This is a genomic window from Arcicella gelida, from assembly GCF_034931025.1.
Lineage (GTDB): Bacteria > Bacteroidota > Bacteroidia > Cytophagales > Spirosomataceae > Arcicella > Arcicella gelida.
Window position 1 is genome coordinate 40,695 of the sequence record NZ_JAYGIL010000015.1, and the last position, 16,917, is coordinate 57,611.

General features: G+C 35.5%; 13 protein-coding genes. 7 read left to right on the top strand and 6 right to left on the bottom strand.

Features of this window, described 5'->3' with window-relative positions; translation table 11 throughout:
• Nucleotides 1–29: 29 nt before the first annotated feature.
• Genes VB776_RS13310 through VB776_RS13320 form a run of 3 tightly spaced genes read left to right on the top strand, consistent with a single transcriptional unit; the run spans nt 30 to nt 2,679 of the window.
• Nucleotides 30–578 (top strand): hypothetical protein, encoded by a 549-nt coding sequence (locus VB776_RS13310; RefSeq protein ID WP_323330432.1) that lies wholly within the window; start codon nt 30–32, stop codon nt 576–578.
• Between the two features lie 31 nt (nt 579–609).
• Complete coding sequence (locus VB776_RS13315; protein ID WP_323330434.1) at nt 610–2,088, top strand: SusD/RagB family nutrient-binding outer membrane lipoprotein; 1,479 nt, start codon at nt 610–612, stop codon at nt 2,086–2,088.
• Between the two features lie 15 nt (nt 2,089–2,103).
• Nucleotides 2,104–2,679 (top strand): HD domain-containing protein, encoded by a 576-nt coding sequence (locus tag VB776_RS13320; protein ID WP_184129843.1) that lies wholly within the window; start codon nt 2,104–2,106, stop codon nt 2,677–2,679.
• A 94-nt stretch (nt 2,680–2,773) separates the two neighbouring features.
• Here the strand turns inward: VB776_RS13320 and VB776_RS13325 are convergent, their stop codons facing one another.
• Nucleotides 2,774–3,172, bottom strand: coding sequence for a DUF3244 domain-containing protein (locus VB776_RS13325; RefSeq protein ID WP_323330439.1), 399 nt, complete (start codon nt 3,170–3,172; stop codon nt 2,774–2,776).
• Between the two features lie 606 nt (nt 3,173–3,778).
• On the opposite strand from VB776_RS13325, the gene VB776_RS13330 reads away from it, so the two are divergent.
• On the top strand, nt 3,779–5,812 hold the full coding sequence (locus VB776_RS13330; protein WP_323330441.1) for a serine hydrolase: 2,034 nt from the start codon (nt 3,779–3,781) through the stop codon (nt 5,810–5,812).
• 92 nt (nt 5,813–5,904) lie between these two features.
• On the opposite strand, the gene VB776_RS13335 is transcribed toward VB776_RS13330, so the two are convergent.
• The 3 genes from VB776_RS13335 to VB776_RS13345 form a co-directional block, all read right to left on the bottom strand.
• On the bottom strand, nt 5,905–7,080 hold the full coding sequence (locus VB776_RS13335; RefSeq protein ID WP_323330443.1) for an acetyl-CoA C-acyltransferase: 1,176 nt from the start codon (nt 7,078–7,080) through the stop codon (nt 5,905–5,907).
• A 202-nt stretch (nt 7,081–7,282) separates the two neighbouring features.
• Nucleotides 7,283–9,682 carry a 3-hydroxyacyl-CoA dehydrogenase/enoyl-CoA hydratase family protein gene (locus VB776_RS13340; RefSeq protein WP_323330444.1) on the bottom strand — a complete coding sequence of 800 codons (2,400 nt, stop codon included), beginning with the start codon at nt 9,680–9,682 and terminating at the stop codon, nt 7,283–7,285.
• A 197-nt stretch (nt 9,683–9,879) separates the two neighbouring features.
• On the bottom strand, nt 9,880–10,410 hold the full coding sequence (locus VB776_RS13345; protein ID WP_323330446.1) for a GNAT family N-acetyltransferase: 531 nt from the start codon (nt 10,408–10,410) through the stop codon (nt 9,880–9,882).
• 159 nt (nt 10,411–10,569) lie between these two features.
• Here VB776_RS13345 and VB776_RS13350 point away from each other — a divergent pair, with 159 nt between their 5' ends.
• Complete coding sequence (locus VB776_RS13350; RefSeq protein WP_323330448.1) at nt 10,570–11,472, top strand: LysR family transcriptional regulator; 903 nt, start codon at nt 10,570–10,572, stop codon at nt 11,470–11,472.
• Between the two features lie 17 nt (nt 11,473–11,489).
• A complete protein-coding gene (locus VB776_RS13355; protein WP_323257228.1) occupies nt 11,490–11,957 on the top strand; it encodes an Lrp/AsnC family transcriptional regulator in 468 nt (155 codons plus the stop codon).
• Nucleotides 11,958–12,022: 65 nt separating this feature from the next.
• Here VB776_RS13355 and VB776_RS13360 read toward each other — a convergent pair whose 3' ends face one another.
• Together VB776_RS13360 and VB776_RS13365 are read right to left on the bottom strand one after the other, a co-directional pair.
• Nucleotides 12,023–12,982 carry an MlaD family protein gene (locus VB776_RS13360; RefSeq protein WP_323330451.1) on the bottom strand — a complete coding sequence of 320 codons (960 nt, stop codon included), beginning with the start codon at nt 12,980–12,982 and terminating at the stop codon, nt 12,023–12,025.
• A 74-nt stretch (nt 12,983–13,056) separates the two neighbouring features.
• The gene (locus VB776_RS13365; RefSeq protein ID WP_323330453.1) at nt 13,057–13,869 is read right to left on the bottom strand and encodes an N-acetylmuramoyl-L-alanine amidase family protein; all 813 of its coding nucleotides are present in this window, start codon (nt 13,867–13,869) and stop codon (nt 13,057–13,059) included.
• 176 nt (nt 13,870–14,045) lie between these two features.
• Here VB776_RS13365 and VB776_RS13370 point away from each other — a divergent pair, with 176 nt between their 5' ends.
• Nucleotides 14,046–16,850, top strand: a complete 2,805-nt coding sequence (locus VB776_RS13370) for a putative LPS assembly protein LptD (protein ID WP_323330455.1) — start codon at nt 14,046–14,048, stop codon at nt 16,848–16,850.
• The last annotated feature ends 67 nt before the right edge of the window (nt 16,851–16,917 follow it).

Consider the following 16,917-nt stretch of genomic DNA (forward strand, 5'->3'; position numbering starts at 1 on the left):
TGATATAGTTAAGAGGAGATAATAATGCCATGAACTTTTCAGATTACTTAAAAAAAATACTTGATATATATCCAAGAGATATTGACTTCCTAAGTGAAGGTTTTGAAAAGCACGAAATAATACAACAAATCAGAAGAACTTTTGAAATTGAATCACAAAAGCAATTTCCACAATTTGAAGCTTTGTTGAAAAGTCTTGAAGAAAAGTATTTCAATGTTTTAAGTAATTACGGGCTCTCGTTTAGGTCTTTAGATATTAGGATAAAAGTATCAGAAGATGCTGATTTTTTTATTGATATAAGTATCAGTATGTTAATTCCTTTTCATTGTATTATCTGTTGGAGACCAGAAAGTCCTGAGAAGAATTATTATCAAGTCGAGGTATATAGTCCTGATTATGACCAATACATAGATGAGATTAATCGGTTAGTAAAACAAAATTTTGAGTCAGAATTGATAGATAATAAAACTATTAGCAAAGTACTTTTGAACCTTGAAGTTGAGGGTAATACTGTTGAAAATAGTGCAATAGTGTACAACCTGTTCTTTGCTACTTTCCCTATCACTTTTTTAAAGTAAGTTTTTAAATAAAATTTAATAAGAAATTCTCATGAAAAAATATATTTTATCATTCTTAATTATCACACTCTTAGCGAGTTGTAGTGATTACCAATTGTTGGAGCAAAATCCCAACTTACCAACCTCTGTACCTTCTTCAATTATTCTTAGAAGTGTATTGAACGGAATGAACGAAGGTGCTTGGAACGGTACAATGCGTAACAACCAGTTTTACTGTTCAAATTATGCGTATTACGATACCAATGAATACAACTGGCAATACGCTTCTTTGCAATTTACTACTTTGAAAAACGTAGTGAAATTAGAAGAAGAAGCCCTTAAAAGTGGTGCAAAAGCATTGAATCCGTATTCAGCTTTGGGTAAATTTTTAAGAGCTTACTCTTACACCAACATGACTTTAAGAGTAGGTGATTTACCTGTAAAAGATGCCTTGAAGGGTATTGAAGTAGATAAACCAAAATATGATACGCAGAAAGAAGTATTCATTCAAGTGTTAAAATGGTTAGAAGAATCAAATAATGATTTAGCTACTTTAATTACTGCTGGTGATAAATCTTTAGACGGTGATATTTATTATGCTGGTGATTTAAGAAAATGGCAAAAAGCTGTTAATACTTTTAGATTAAGAGTATTGATTCATTTAAGTAAAAAAGCAGATGATGCAGATTTGAAAGTAAAACAAGATTTTGCGGCTATCATTGCTAACCCTACTAAATATCCATTGATGACGGATGTATCAGAGTCTTTACAATATGTTTGGAGTGTAAACAACAAATATCCACGTAACCCTGATAACTTAGGAAATAATGCTACTCGTGAAAATATGTCGAAAACTTATATCGACTTATTGAAAAACAACAATGACCCACGTCTTTTTGTAGTATCAGAACCTGCTGAAGCACAAATTGCAAAAGGCTTAAAAGCTACTGATGTTGAAGCTTACGTGGGTGCAAGTTCTGGAGAAGATTTAGCGGATATGTCATCAAAAGCTGGTCGTGGAGAGTATTCTTTCCAAAGCCGTAAGCGTTATTATAGTTCATACACTGGCGAAAATACTTTCTTGGTATCTTATCCAGAAATGTGTTTCAACATAGCTGAGGCCGTTAATCAAGGTTGGGTTACTGGTAATGCACAAGATTGGTACGAACGTGGTATAAAAGCTTCGATGTCGTTCTATGGTATTTCAGATGCTACAGCTTACTTAGCACAAGCTTCTGTAAAATATGCAGGAAATAATGCAGCAGGTTTAACACAAATTTTGAGTCAAAAATATATCGCTTTCTTCCAAAATTCAGGTTATGAAGCTTATTATAACTGGCGTAGAACAGGTGTTCCAAGTTTCTTAATTGGTGCTGGAACAGGAAACGGAACAAAAATACCTTTACGTTTTAGATATCCACAATCTGAGCAATCGACTAATATTGATAATTTAAAAGAAGCCTTGACTCGCCAGTTTGGAGTAGGAATTGAAGGTGAAAATATCAATGCAGCCATGTGGTTAATTAAATAAAATACCTATCATTCAATGACAATCTCTGAATCTATCCTCCGTCAAAGACTTGATTCAATCTTTGGTCTTTATGAAATCAATGGCGCCGACGAATACGTCGGCGAACCATTAACTATCCTAGAACATAGTTTTCAAGCTGCCATGTTAGCAGAAGAAGAAGGCTATGATGAAGAAGTAATCTTAGCGGCTTTCTTTCATGATATTGGACATTTTTTGCCTAATCGTGATGAAATGAATGGTTTAGGAAACATCAGACATGAAATTGCAGGAGCTAATTTTCTGTACAAGAATGGTTTTTCAAATAGAATTGCCCTTTTAGTCAGAAATCATGTTGAAGCAAAAAGATACTTAACATTCAAGTATCCTGATTATTACCATAAACTTTCGGAAGCCAGTAAGAAAACATTGGAGTATCAAGGTGGAGTAATGACAGAAGAGGATGCAAAATCATTTGAAAGAATGCCTCTTTTCGATTTATACATTAGAATGAGAGATTGGGACGATAAAGCAAAAGAAGTAGAATTTGAAAAGCCATCTTTAGAAAAATACAAACAAATGGCTTGGAAACACATTGGTTATCGATTGAATTAAGAAACTTTAGTATCCAATAAATTTACTGCTATAAAAACGGATAGGCTGTCAGAATTCTGACAGCCTATCCGTTTTTATAAAGTTATATATTAGCTTACTCCACTACGATTGTACGAGTAATCTCTTGTGGTTTAGCAGAATTGATATTGATTGTACGAGTAATCGTATCAGTACCATCTGTGATTTCAATGGTATAAGCACCATCGTTAAGTTCTTGTAAATCAAATTTTCCATGATATGAGCGAGCATTTTTAGCAATTTTTTCAGTGTGGATAACTTGTCCAGTTTTGTCTTTGATTGAAACATTTACTGTTTTGCCAGCTACCTTATCTAAAGTAAGGTGCATGTCTAAAGTACCAACACTTTGGTACATTCCGATGGCGAAATTATTCGCTTTGTTAGCATTTGTACTTGTTTCTCCTGCGATAGGATTTGCAAAAATTGAGCTAGTTGTTAAAGTAGCAATGGCGATGATTTGTGCTAAAGTTCTCATTTTATTATTTGTTTAGATACGGTTAAATTTTTATTTTGAAATTAAAATTAAGAGGTTAAACAGTTGTTTATTAATTACTTACAAATGTTTTTTGCTTTATTGTTGAATCAAAATTAGCAGATGGCTTGATACTTTCAATTCAAAAACCAATGGTCGGTTTGCGTTATTGATAAACGGCAATTTTAGTAGGGGCGACCAAAAGTGACTTCTTCCGACTGGTCATTTTTAGGGATGAATGGCAAGTGCTTATTTAAGTGATTTTTGAGAAATGTTTCCATCATCAAAAAGAGAATTAAAACAATGAAAAAGAATGTCTGGAGATACTGAAAGTATGTCGAGAGATACATTTTTGCGGGAAATTGCGGTATTTAGTATCTCGTGATATTCTTTTAGTATCTCACGAGATACTTTTTTGCGGTATTTTGCGGTAATTAGTATGTCGAGAGATACTTCAAGTATATATGGATATACTTGAAGTATATAAAAACCGAAGAAAACCGCAAATTGTCTTGTGAGCTTAGATAGTGATTATATTTGATAAATTATCTGACTCAGAATGAAAGAGTTAAGTAGTTTTTTCGTTTTTCAATAAAGCTAACAGCCATCATGTATCATAGATTATCTCTAATCTTTATTTTTCTGATATTGTCCAATCTTAATTTTGGACAAAGAATCATTAAAGGAAAAACACTTAACAGAAGTACCAAAGAGGCTGTGCCTTACGTAAATATTGGAATTAGAAACACTAACGTTGGGACTATTTCTAATTTAGATGGAAGTTTTTCAATCGTTATTCCTCAAAAGCTCAGTTCTGATACTTTAATTTTTTCTACCCTTGGTTTTGCGAAAAGGATGATTCCTCTCAAATTGCTTGAACAAGATAAAGACCTTATTATTTATTTGATTGAGAAAATTACTTTGCTCAATCAAATTACAGTCACAGCATCTAAGCAAAAAAATAAAACTTTTGAATTGGGTAATAGGTCTTTCAATGGTGGAGTCTATGAACCAGACACCACTTATGCTGGTCGTTGTATTGCATTACTGATAGAAAACAAAGACTCTAACATCCAAAAGGGACTCGTTTTTCCTGCTTATTTGGGTAAAGTAAATCTTAGAATATTCAGAAACAACCTGAAAACATTTAAGTTTAGAATTCGATTGAATGATGTCGATAGTTTGACAGGGCAACCGAACGAAGACCTTCTTCAACAAAGTATTATTGTTGAATCTTCTATGAAAAATGGGTGGCTGAATTTTGACCTTTCTCATTTGAATTATCAAATCACAAAACCCTTTTTTGTAACATTTGAACAAATCCTTGATATAAACGATAGAACTATCATTGCAGATGGCTATAGAGATTTCATGAAAAAACATCCTGAAAGACTAAAAAATGATACTGTTGAGTTTGAAGGGAAAAAGGTAGTTCACCAAAAAATCATGAGAGGAGGTATCGATTTACCCGGAACCTTTATTGGAATATCAAGTACAAAGACTAATCTTTTTTCTTGCTTTGAGAGAGAAAATAGCTGGGGGAATTGGAAAAAAGTACACGGTATAGTATGTGCTTATGTAATACTTAATACCCAGACTCAAGCAAATAATGATGTAACAACAAGCATAGAAATTCCATATAAAGATGCTCTTGAATGTAAAATACAAAAGCTCTGTAAAGATTTTATGGACGAAAGTGCTATGAATGGAATGCAGCTCAATATTAGTAAAGGAAATAAAACCAAGTACTCTTTTAGTTTAGGTTATGCCGATATAGAAAATAATATTCGAGTTACTGATTCTACCCGTTTCCGAATAAATAGCATATCTAAAGCTATGACCTCGGTTGCATTAATCAAGCTTATGTCTGAGCGTAAACTTGATTTAGATGCACCTGTGCAAAGATACCTTCCTGATTTTCCTGAAAAAAAATATCCAATAACTACTCGACAATTGGCTGGTCATTTAGCGGGATTCCGTGACTACAAAGAGAATGATTTAAGCGATTATATTCGTACAGAACATTTTGATAATGCAACACAAGCACTGAAAGTATTTAAAGATGACTCTTTACTTTTTGAACCGAATACACAATTTCATTATTCAAGTTTTGGCTGGAGTTTAATTGGAGCAATCATTGAAGGGGCGAGTGGTGAAAGCTATTTAGCGTACATGAATAAGAATATTTGGCAACCCTTAAAATTATTCAATACTTGTGGAGATAACACAAAAAGTACAATAAACAATAGAAGTAAGTTTTATGATGCTACTGGACTGGAAAACGATTTAGGAGATTTGAGTTACAAATATGCTGGTGGAGGACTTTTATCAACGACAGAAGACTTAGTAAAATTTGGTAATGAATTACTGCATGGAAATAATTTTGATCCGAACTTAAAAAAAATACTTTTTGAAAGCCAACATACAACTGATAAAAAAGCAACGGGCTACGGCATTGGTTGGTACACAGGTAAAGACAAAAATGGTCATCGTATTTGGTATCATGCGGGCGACTCATTTAGTGGTAGCTCGTATTTAATTATTTATCCAGACGATGATATTGTCATTGCCTTTCTTGGGAATTCGCAAGCGGGAGTTTTATTTGATATTCAGAAAATAGGAGAGCTGGTTTATGGAGAGTAACCTGTGTTTAGAAAGTATTTATAAATAATTAAATTGGTCAAAAAGCAAAAAGGGCAAGTAAACCCGCCCTTTTCAACTCATACGTCTATAAACTATAACAATTCATAAATACCAGCTACGCCTTGGCCGCCACCAACGCAAGCCGATACCATGCCGTATTTTTGATTTCTACGACGCATTTCATTAAATAATTGTATCGAAAGTTTCGCTCCCGAACAGCCCAGCGGATGTCCTAAAGCAATAGCTCCACCATTTACATTTATCTTGGAGCGGTCTAAATCTAACTCTTTGATGACCGCCAATGACTGTGCCGCAAAAGCTTCGTTCAGTTCTATTTGGTCGATGTCGTTGATACTTAATCCTGCTCTTTTCAAAGCTAATGGAATCGCTGCTACAGGTCCAATGCCCATGATGCGTGGTTCAACGCCAGCCGTTGTATAAGTAACCATTCTGGCGATAGGTTCAAGATTTAATTTTTTTACCATCGCTTCTGACATTACCATTACAAAAGCTGCACCGTCTGAAGTTTGAGAAGAATTACCCGCCGTTACTGTTCCGCCAGCGGCAAAAACAGGTTTTAAATTAGCTAAAGCCTCCATCGTTGTCCCAACTCTTGGTCCTTCGTCAGTATCCACTACGTACTCACGGTTTTTCTTTTTGCCAGTATTGGCATCAAAATAAGTTTCCTTTACCGTAATCGGTACGATTTCATCTTTGAATAAACCATTCGCTTGTGCGGCCAAAGCTTTGGTATGAGATGCTACCGAAAATTCATCTTGCTCTTCACGAGAAATCTTGAATTGTTCACGTACTTGTTCGGCTGTTAAACCCATGCCGATATAATAATCTGGATGTTTCTGAGCAATTTCAAAATTCAATGCCATTTTGTAGCCCGTTGTAGGTACTAAAGACATAGATTCTGCTCCGCCAGCAATGATACAATCTGCTAAACCCGAATGAATTTTAGCAGAAGCCAAAGCGATGGCTTCTAAACCTGAACCACAATAACGATTGATAGTAAAACCGGGTACATTTTGTGGCAAAGACAAAAGAGCAATATAGCGAGCAATTTGCATTCCTTGCTCTGCTTCTGGCACGGCATTTCCTACAATTAAATCATCTACACGAGTAGGGTCTAAAGCAGGTACTTGTGCCACCAAATGTTTGATAACTTCCGCTGCCAAATCATCGGGTCTTGTAAAACGGAAAACACCTCTTGGGGCTTTTCCAACAGCGGTACGATAGCCCGCTACGATATATGCGTTCATTTCTTTTTGCTTTAAGCCATAAGCTGTAAGCTTTAGGCAGGGACAATAACAAATACTTCGTTAGATAATTGAAATAAAACCAATTCGTAAAAGCAAAGACTATATAAGCTTATAGCCTATCGCTTGTATTCCATACCAAACTTTGGAATATTACCAGGGCAAAGACTAAATAAGCCTACAGCTTACAGCCTATCGCCTACTGCTAATTCCTTAACGGTTTTCCGCCATTTAATAAACTTTGGATACGCTCTAAAGTCTTTTTCTCTGCCGAAAGCGAAAGGAAAGCTTCACGTTCTAAGTCTAATAAGTACTGTTCTGAAACCAATTGTGGATAACTCAAATCTCCTCCAGAAATTACGTAGGCTAATTTCTCCGCAATTTTGGCATCATGTTCTGAAATGTATCTTCCCATTTTCATTCCTTGAATACCTGCTTTGAAAAGAGCAATGCCTGCTTTGCCTTGTACTTTAATATCAGTACGTTTTTTAGGCTGAGTATAACCAGCTTCGGCTAATTCAATAGCGGCTTGTTTAGCATCGGCAATCAAGCGAGAGCGATTCAAAACAATTTCATCACCACGACGCAAGTAATTCATTTCAAAAGCTTCCTGTGCTGAAGTACTTACTTTTGCCATCGCAATATTCATAAAGGCATTTTGCAAAGTATTCAATTCTGGGTCGCCATTTTTGTATAAATCTGAGCAACGCAAAGCCATTTCTTTTGTTCCGCCTCCAGCAGGAATCAAACCTACGCCAACTTCTACCAAACCCATATAAGTTTCAGCACCAGCCACTACTCTGTCGGCATGAAGATTGATTTCGCAACCACCACCCAAAGCCAGAGAATGCGGAGCAACCACCACAGGAATCGAAGAGTATCGTACTCGCATCATCGTTTGTTGGAATTGAGCAATCATCATATTGATTTCATCATACTCCTGCTCAATCGCAAACATGAATAACATCGCCAAATTTGCCCCAGCCGAAAATGCTTCTGTACTATCATTTCCAATAACCAAACCACGGAAGTCTTTTTCTGCCAAAGCAATGGATTTCTGAATACCTTCAATCACGCCAGCACCCATCGTATTCATTTTTGAACGGAATTCTAAACCTAAAATGCCATCGCCCAAATCATAGACATTGCTTTCTGCATTTTTCCAGACGATATTATTTGAAAGATTTTCTAAAATAATGAAGGATTCTGTACCTGGAATTACTTTATACGATTTCGTCGGAATATCATAATACAAGCGTTTTCCACCTTCTCTTTTGTAGAAAGTTTTTGCTCCCGAAGCCAACATTTCATGCACCCAATCTGCCGATTTCATGCCTTCGTTTTGCATTAGTTCAAGCCCTTTTTCTACACCAATAGCATCCCAAGTTTCAAATAAGCCGATTTCCCAACCAAAACCTGCACAGATGGCGGCATCAATTCGGTATAATTCATCTGAAATTTCTGGGATACGTTTCGTTACATAACTAAATCCATCTAAAATAGTCTTTCTGTAAAATTCGCCTGCTTTACCTTTGTCGGCCAATAAAACTGCAAAGCGGTCTTTCAAAGCCAAGGTTTTGGTTTGTTCAAAAACGGAGAATTTTACTTTTTGTGAAGGTTCGTACTCGAAAGTTTTAAGGTTCAATGCCAAAATTTCTGATTTGCCATTTGCTCCTTTGATTTTCTTATAAAAACCTTGACCAGTTTTATCGCCCAACCATTTATTTTCTTGGAGTTTCTTCACCATTGCTGGTAAAACAAAAGTGTCCTTAGCGTCGTCGTCGGTTAAACCAGCGAATAAATTATTAGAAACGTTGATGGTGGTATCTAAACCTACAACGTCAGACAAGCGGAAAGTACCAGATTTCGGGCGACCAACCACTACCGAAGTAAGTTTATCAACTTCTTCTACCGTCAGCCCCATTTCTTCTACTACTTGCATGGTTTTCATCATCGAGTACACACCCACACGGTTGGCAATGAAAGCAGGAGTATCTTTACACAAAACGGTAGTTTTACCCAGAAAACGGTCGCCGTAGTGCATCAAGAAATCAATCACCGAAGCATCAGTAGCAGGCGTTGGAATGATTTCCAACAATTTCAGGTAACGAGGAGGATTGAAAAAGTGTGTTCCGCAGAAATGTTTTTGAAAATCTTCCGAACGTCCTTCTGCCATTAAATGAATCGGAATCCCCGAAGTATTAGAAGTAATCAAAGTACCTGCTTTACGAAAAGCATCTACTTTTTCATATAAAGATTTTTTTATCGCTAAATTTTCAACCACAACTTCAATTACCCAATCGTATTGATTGATTTCCGAAAGGTTATCATCAAAGTTTCCTAATTTAATTCTGTTGGCAAAAGAGGCAGAATATAATGCTGCCGGATTAGCCTTTAAAGTTTGTTGAAAGGCTGTGTTCACGATGCGATTTCGTACCGCAGGATGTTGAATACTCAGCCCTTTAGCTTTTTCTGCATCGTTGGGTTCTTTCGGAACAATATCCAAAAGCATGACCTCAACGCCAATATTAGCAAAATGGCAAGCAATACGACTTCCCATAATCCCAGAGCCAAGTACGGCTACTTTTCTAATTGAACGGTTCATGTTGTTTGTTTTATAAAAAATATAGGTAAAGTTAAATAAAAATAAATTTGTTATGCAAGCATACTATTTATTTATTTCAATATTTTCTAAAACAAAAATCCCCACCAACGGTAGGGATTTTATGTATTAACCTTTTCTAAAAATTCACACGAAAAGTGTAAATGCCTTTGATACTCATTGGTAAAAAAAACGAGTATTTATACTTTAAGTATATTTAATTCTTTTGTCATTAAGTAATCTGTCTGCTCATCATCTCCCAGCACAAAAATATGTGTCCCACTTATTTCAAACCCCCAGCTTTTATAAAAGTTAAGTGCTTTTAAATTATACTCCCAAACACCCAACCAGAGCAGGTCACAGCCGACAGCCTTTGTTTTTTCAATACATTGTTCAAGTAAATAAGCTCCTAGTTTTTTCCCATGATATGCCTTTTTTACATAGATACGTTCAAGTTCAAGAGCATTTCTGTCAGAGAACTCTGCTTTATTTACTCTTAGTTTGGCATAACCTACCATTTCTTCATCCAATTCAACCATTAAGAAAATCGTACCTTCTGTTTTAATTTCACTTAATAGCTGTTCTTGACTAAAATGTTTAGACAGGTACGCTTGCAGGTTTTCAGGAGTATTTTGATGCCCGTAAGTTTCGATAAAAGTCTGTTCACCAAGCTTACAAAGTATTGCTACATCTGTGCTATTTGCTTCTTTAATTTGAGGGTTATTACTCATAAGTAACGAGCTTTTTAAACGTATATTATTATTCTTTACAAATAAACCATTTTCTATTTATAATAAAAAATGCTTAATTTATATCAACTTATACTTTTTAGGCATAAATAGAAAATACCGCACTTATCCATTTACTTTTTGATTTTAACATATTAAACGATGGATTTTAGACAGTTAACTTATTTTTTGGGAGTCGCTTCTGAGCTTCATTTTTCAAAAGCATCAGAAAAATTGTTCATTGCTCAGCCAGCTTTGAGCAGGCAAATACAGCAATTAGAAAAAGAATTGGGTGTTTTATTATTTGAACGTGATAAGCGAAATGTAAAACTTACGCCAGCGGGAGAGTATTTGAGTAATGAAGCACAAAAAATACTCTCTCAATTAGATAATATCAAACACAGAACGCAATTGATTCATAATGGAGAGGAGGGAGAAATTAGAATTGGACATCCCGGTTCGGCGATTTACTCGGTTATTCCGCCACTTTTGTCGGCTTTAAAATTGTTTTTTCCGAACATTAAAACCAATTTATCTGAAATGCTTGATAGCTCTGTGATTGAAGCATTGAAGAAACATGAAATTGACGTTGCTTTTATTCGGGAACTCCATCCTGATAAGTATCTTACCGCAAAAGTTGTTTTTAGAGAACCTTTTGCGTTAATTTTACCAGAAAGCCATCCCATCAATGAAAATAACTTTGAAAGTTTGGCACAAGTAAAAAATGATAATTTTATTTTACCACCACGAAATTCAAGTTCGGTGTATCATGATTTACTCTTGAGGATTTGTGAGCGAGAAGGTTTTTTGCCGAATATTGTGCATGAATCAAACTATGGGGCAACGATTTTGAAATTGGTTGAACATAATTTGGGGATTTCGGTAATGCCAATTTCATATAAATTTAGTTCGGCAATGAAAGTGAAATTTATCGAAATGAAAAACATTCCAGAACGAACGAATCTATCAATCATCTGGCGAAAAGACGATACCAATCCTGTTTTACAGAATTTCCTGAAAGTATCAGAGTCTTTAGATTTTAGTGATGCACGCTTGTTAAAATAACATTTAATTTCCTGATTATGGCAGCTTTAGATAATATCGATTTACAAATATTACAGTTTTTGCAAGCGAATGCTTTGATGACAAACAAAGAAATTGCTTCAAGATTGAACCTCACGACTACGCCTATTCATGAAAGAATAAAACGTTTGGAAAACGAAGGCGTAATCGAAAAATATACAGCCATCCTGAATAAATCTAAATTGGGGAAAAGTCTGGTGGTTTTGGTAGATGTAACGCTGAAAGAACACGCAGCGAGTTTTTTGGAACAGTTTGAAAAAGATGTCTTACTCTTGCCCGAAGTAGTAGAATGCTATTGTATTTCGGGTGGTTCTGATTTTCTGTTGAAAGTATTGGTGAAAGATATGGATGAGTATCGCCATTTTATTTTACATAAATTAGCGACACTCTCGAATATTGGAAATGCCCAAAGCAGGTTTGTTGTCAACGAAATAAAAAGCCAAACGCCTGTACCGATTAATTTGTGATTGAGTGAGTAGGTTAGTTTCCTAAAGAAAATCAATCACTAAATCACAACTCACTCATTCACAGATTATTTAACCGCAGGTGGTGGGGTTTTCTTGCCTCCGAAAACAGAAATATTTACATATCGTTTTGGAGCTAGTCTGAAATCAATTAAAAGCTTATCTAAATCTGCTACCGAACGATTCAAGTTAGTATAAAGTGAATCGTCTTTCAACAGTTTACCCATTGAACCTTGCCCTTTTTCAATGCCTTGCATAATGCGTTGTAGTCCTTCTAAAGATTTTTGAGTGGTGGCTACCGCTTCGCTAATTTTCAAGGCATTTAGCGAATCTGCCATTGTGTTAAATTTACCAATCAGTGGTTTTAAACTTCTTTCTGTTTCAATTAAATTACCAGAAAGGGTTTTCATATTGGCAGAAATTCCTGCTAAGTTATTTCTATTTTCGTTGATAGTAGCATTCAATGAAGAAGTTAAAACACCAACGGAACGATCTGAATTTTTTACAAAACCATTTACCACAACACCTGTATTTTCAAAACTTTTAGCAACGATACGAAGCGATTTTGTTAGGGAATCAAGATTTTGAATCAATGGAAGGGCTTTTTCTTTTAATAAATCAGTTACGCCTGTTTCAGAAGAAGCAACTAGATTTCCACCATCGTCAATGAATTTCCCTGTGAATTTACCCATTTCAATTCTGATGAGTTTTCCACCTAATAATCCATCAGAAGCTAAAACAGCTTTGGTGCCTTCTGGTAATTGTAAATCTTTACGGATACTGATTACTACTTTTACGTGATTGTTTTCCCCTTTTATTAACTCAACAGCCTTTACTTGCCCAATTTTCATTCCACTTAATGAAACTTGATTGGCGGCTGTTAGTCCTTGTACGTCTTTGTAGATTACTACGTATTTATTTTCTTGGGTAAAGAAATCTTGTCCTTTTAAAAAATTGAATCCTAGGTATAAAATTACAAAGGTTGTAAGGGCAAGTATTCCTATTTTGGTTTCTTTAGAGATGTTCATGTGTTGATTATTGAAGTTTTAGCAATTGATTAATCGGAACAAATGTGATTTTTTGCTAGAAACAATCAATTATTCTAATTTTCAATTTCTTCTTTATATGATTTGAATGCTCTGAAAATAGCTTCTGCAACATCGTTTTGACCAGACTGAGAAGCTAAATATTGTTCTTCGTTTTTATTGGTTAAAAAACCAGCTTCTACCAAAACACTTGGCATTGCGGTTTCCCAAAGTACTAAAAAACCAGCTTGTTTTACACCGTAGCTATGTCTTTCAGTTTTTTGTTTGAATTGTTTTTCAATTTTTTGTGCCAACTTAATACTATTCATCATAAAGGCACTTTGGTAATTTGCCATCATGATATGCCCTAATGGAGAATTCGGATTAAAGCCATTATAGTTTTTTTCATAATTGGCTTCTTGCAAAATTACGGAGTTTTCTCGCTTTGCCACATCAAGGTTGCTACTTGTTTTATGTAACCCCATTGTGTAGGTCTCAGTTCCTGCAAGTTTAGAGGAATGATGTGCATTGCAATGTACCGAAATAAATAAATCTGCTTTATTTCTATTGGCAATGGCAGAACGTTCGTGTAAATCTACAAAGACATTTTTTGTACGAGTATAAATTACTCTTACTTCTGGATATTCATCTTTGATTCTTTCTCCTAGTTCTAAAACAATTTTAAGGGCTATTTTAGATTCGTCGTTGCTGGCACCGTGGCAACCTGGGTCTTTCCCGCCATGACCAGCATCCAGTACAACGGTTCTTACTCTGGTCTGCAATGAAACAGGCTGATTTGCTGATTCTTCAACAAGTGAATCTTGAAAAGTAAAACCACTGAGCGAGCAAATCCAAGTGATTATTAAAAAACCTTTAACAAACTTTAACATTATTTTCGGGTTGGTACGCTATGTTCAACAAGTAATGAAGTATTTTTGTGCGTTGTTTAATAAAAGACAAATATAAATTTTAAAGACTTCTGAAAAAAGCAATCCACATATTCAGTATAGTAATTAGCTTACTTTTAGGGCTTTTAACGCTAAATCAGTCTTCTGCTCAGAGATTATTGGGCGGAAAACCCTATAAGCCTAAAGCCAGTAAAGCTAATACAGTAATTCCTAAAGATACTGCTAGTTTAGACTCTACTAAGAAAAGTCTTACAAAAAGCGTACCTGATTCTTTAAAAAAAGAAAGTGATCTTACCACTACGGTTATTTACTCTGCCAAAGACTCTACCATTATGGATACCGAAAACCAAGTGGTGTATCTGTATGGTGAAGCCAAAGTTACTTATGGTGATGTTTCACTGGAAGCAAATTTCATTCAGCTCGACTGGGCGAAGAATGTAGTGTCTGCTCATGGAACTAAAGATTCGACGACGAATAAAATCGTTGGAAAACCCATTTTTAAACAAGGTGGCGAGCCTTATGATGCAGAGGAAATCAGGTATAATTTTAAAAGTAGAAAGGCTTTTATCAAAGGACTTATCACCACGCAAGGCGATGGTTTGATTCAAGGGGAAAAAGTGAAAAAAGATAATGAAGATAACCTTTATATCAGAAACGCTATTTATACTACTTGTAATCTGGAACATCCCCACTTTAATATTCGGGCTACTAAAATTAAGGTGGTTGGTAAAAGGGAAATTGTAGCAGGCCCTTTCCATTTTGAGTTGAATGAGATTCCTTTACCAATTGGTTTACCTTTTGGTTTCTTCCCTTATAAACCCCCTCAAGAATCAGGTACTTCTGGAATTATCATGCCTACTTATGGTGAAGAACCACAAGGTAGAGGTTTCTTTTTGCGGGATGGTGGTTATTATTTTGCTTTAAGTCCGAACATCGGTTTAAGACTTACAGGTGAGATTTACTCGAAAGGAAGTTTCGGGATTGCTGCCAATTCACAGTATATCAAACGCTATCGCTATTCAGGTACTTTTAATTTGAATTTCAGAAAAAGTAATAATGGTAGCGAATTCGACCGCCAGTCGAGAAGTGACTATGGTATTCAATGGTCGCATTCACCACAAAGTCGTGGAAATTCTAGTTTCTCGGCATCGGTTAACTTACAAAGTAATTCAAACAGTCAGTACAATAGTGTCAATACAAGTAGTTATATTTCTACGGCTTTAAACTCTTCCGTACAATATTCACGCAATTTTGGACAAACCATTCGTACAAGTTTAAGTTTACAGGCTGACCAAAACACAGTAACGAAGGCAGTAAATGTCAATACCAATTATACTTTTGGTTTGAACCAGTTTCAGCCTTTTAAGAAGAAAAATGCTGTTACCGACCGTTTTATCGACCAATTCCGTATGGGTTTAGATGTTTCTGGAACGTATGGAATCACCAACCAAGTAGCATTAACCAACCGTTCTTACAACAACTTTGGTTATACTGTTTATAGAACCATTGATACACTTGACCTTGACCCAACCAGACCTGTTATCATCGACCCTAGAACAGCCGCCAATTCAGCAACGAATCTTGCCAGAGACGGTGTAATTCCATTCAACTTATCAACTTTACCAGAGTTGTTAAAGAATGCCCAGTTCAAGGCACAATACAGCATTCCGATTTCATTACCCAATATCAAAATTGGTAAGTACATTAACTTAACGCCTGGTTTTAACTTTTCTGGAAACATTTATCAACAGAAGTATAGATACGAGTTCAAAAAAGTTAATGATTTAGCAGCTGTTTATAGTAAAGATACTACTTCGAAAAAAGGTGCAGTAGCTATTGATACACTGAGAGGCGGTGCATTTTATGCAGATTACACTTATGCTTTCTCGATGAGTATGAATACTCGTTTGTACGGAACAGTGAGATTCAAAAAAGGGAGATTAGAAGGCATACGCCATACATTATCTCCGTCTTTAAGTATTAACTATACTCCCGATTTTACAGACCCGAAATATGGTTTTTATCAAACGGTTCAAATCAATAATAGAGTTCATAAATACCAAAAAGGAGAGACCATTCCAAGTTCTTTAGCGGGACAAGAAACGCTTCCGGGTGATTTCTTGAACATCTCAAGCTTTAACCCTTCGCAAACCAACCGTGGTAGTCAGTCTGGAGGGATAAGTTTTGGGATTCAGAATACTCTAGAAGCGAAACTCAGGGCGAAGTCGGATACAGCACAGAAAGAATCAGAGAAAATGATGTTGATTGATAACTTCTCGTTGACTGGAAATTATAACTTCTTTGCTACACAATACAAACTTTCTAACTTGAATTTCGGAGCGAATTCAAGAGTGAAAAAATTTGACATCAATTTGGGTGGTTCGTTAGATCCATACAAATATGTAAATGATGGATATTCAACTTCGGGACGTAGAATTGATACTTTGTTAATCAGTGTGGGCGAAGGTTTTGCCAAATTGGCAAGCTTAAACTTCTCGGTAAGTAAAAGCTTTAAACCTGCAGTAGCCGATAAAAAGAAACAAAATAGCAATGGTACTGAAGGACAAATGAATCAAATCAATAGAAATATCAACGATTATGTTGATTGGTCTGTGCCTTGGAGTTTCCAGTTTGGTTTTAACTATAATATGAACAAAACAGGTTTTGCACCTGCTACGATTGTAAGTGCGATGACTTTCAAAGGTGATGTGAAGCTGACCGAGAAATGGAATTTTACCTTGAGTTCTGGTTATGATTTTGTGAATAAAGGAATTTCACTAACCAACATTAGTATTCATAGAGATTTACACTGTTGGGAAGCTAATTTCGACTGGACGCCAATCGCCAGTCCATATTATGGTCGTTCAAGCACTTACAATTTCACCATCAGAGTAAAATCAGCGTTATTACAAGAATTAAAACTTTCACGTAGAAATACTTTCTATGATAAAGGAGGATTTTAATAGCTAAGATTTTTGCCTTGTGAGGGATGTATCCCTTAAAAATAAGTATTCCATCATCAGCCCAATT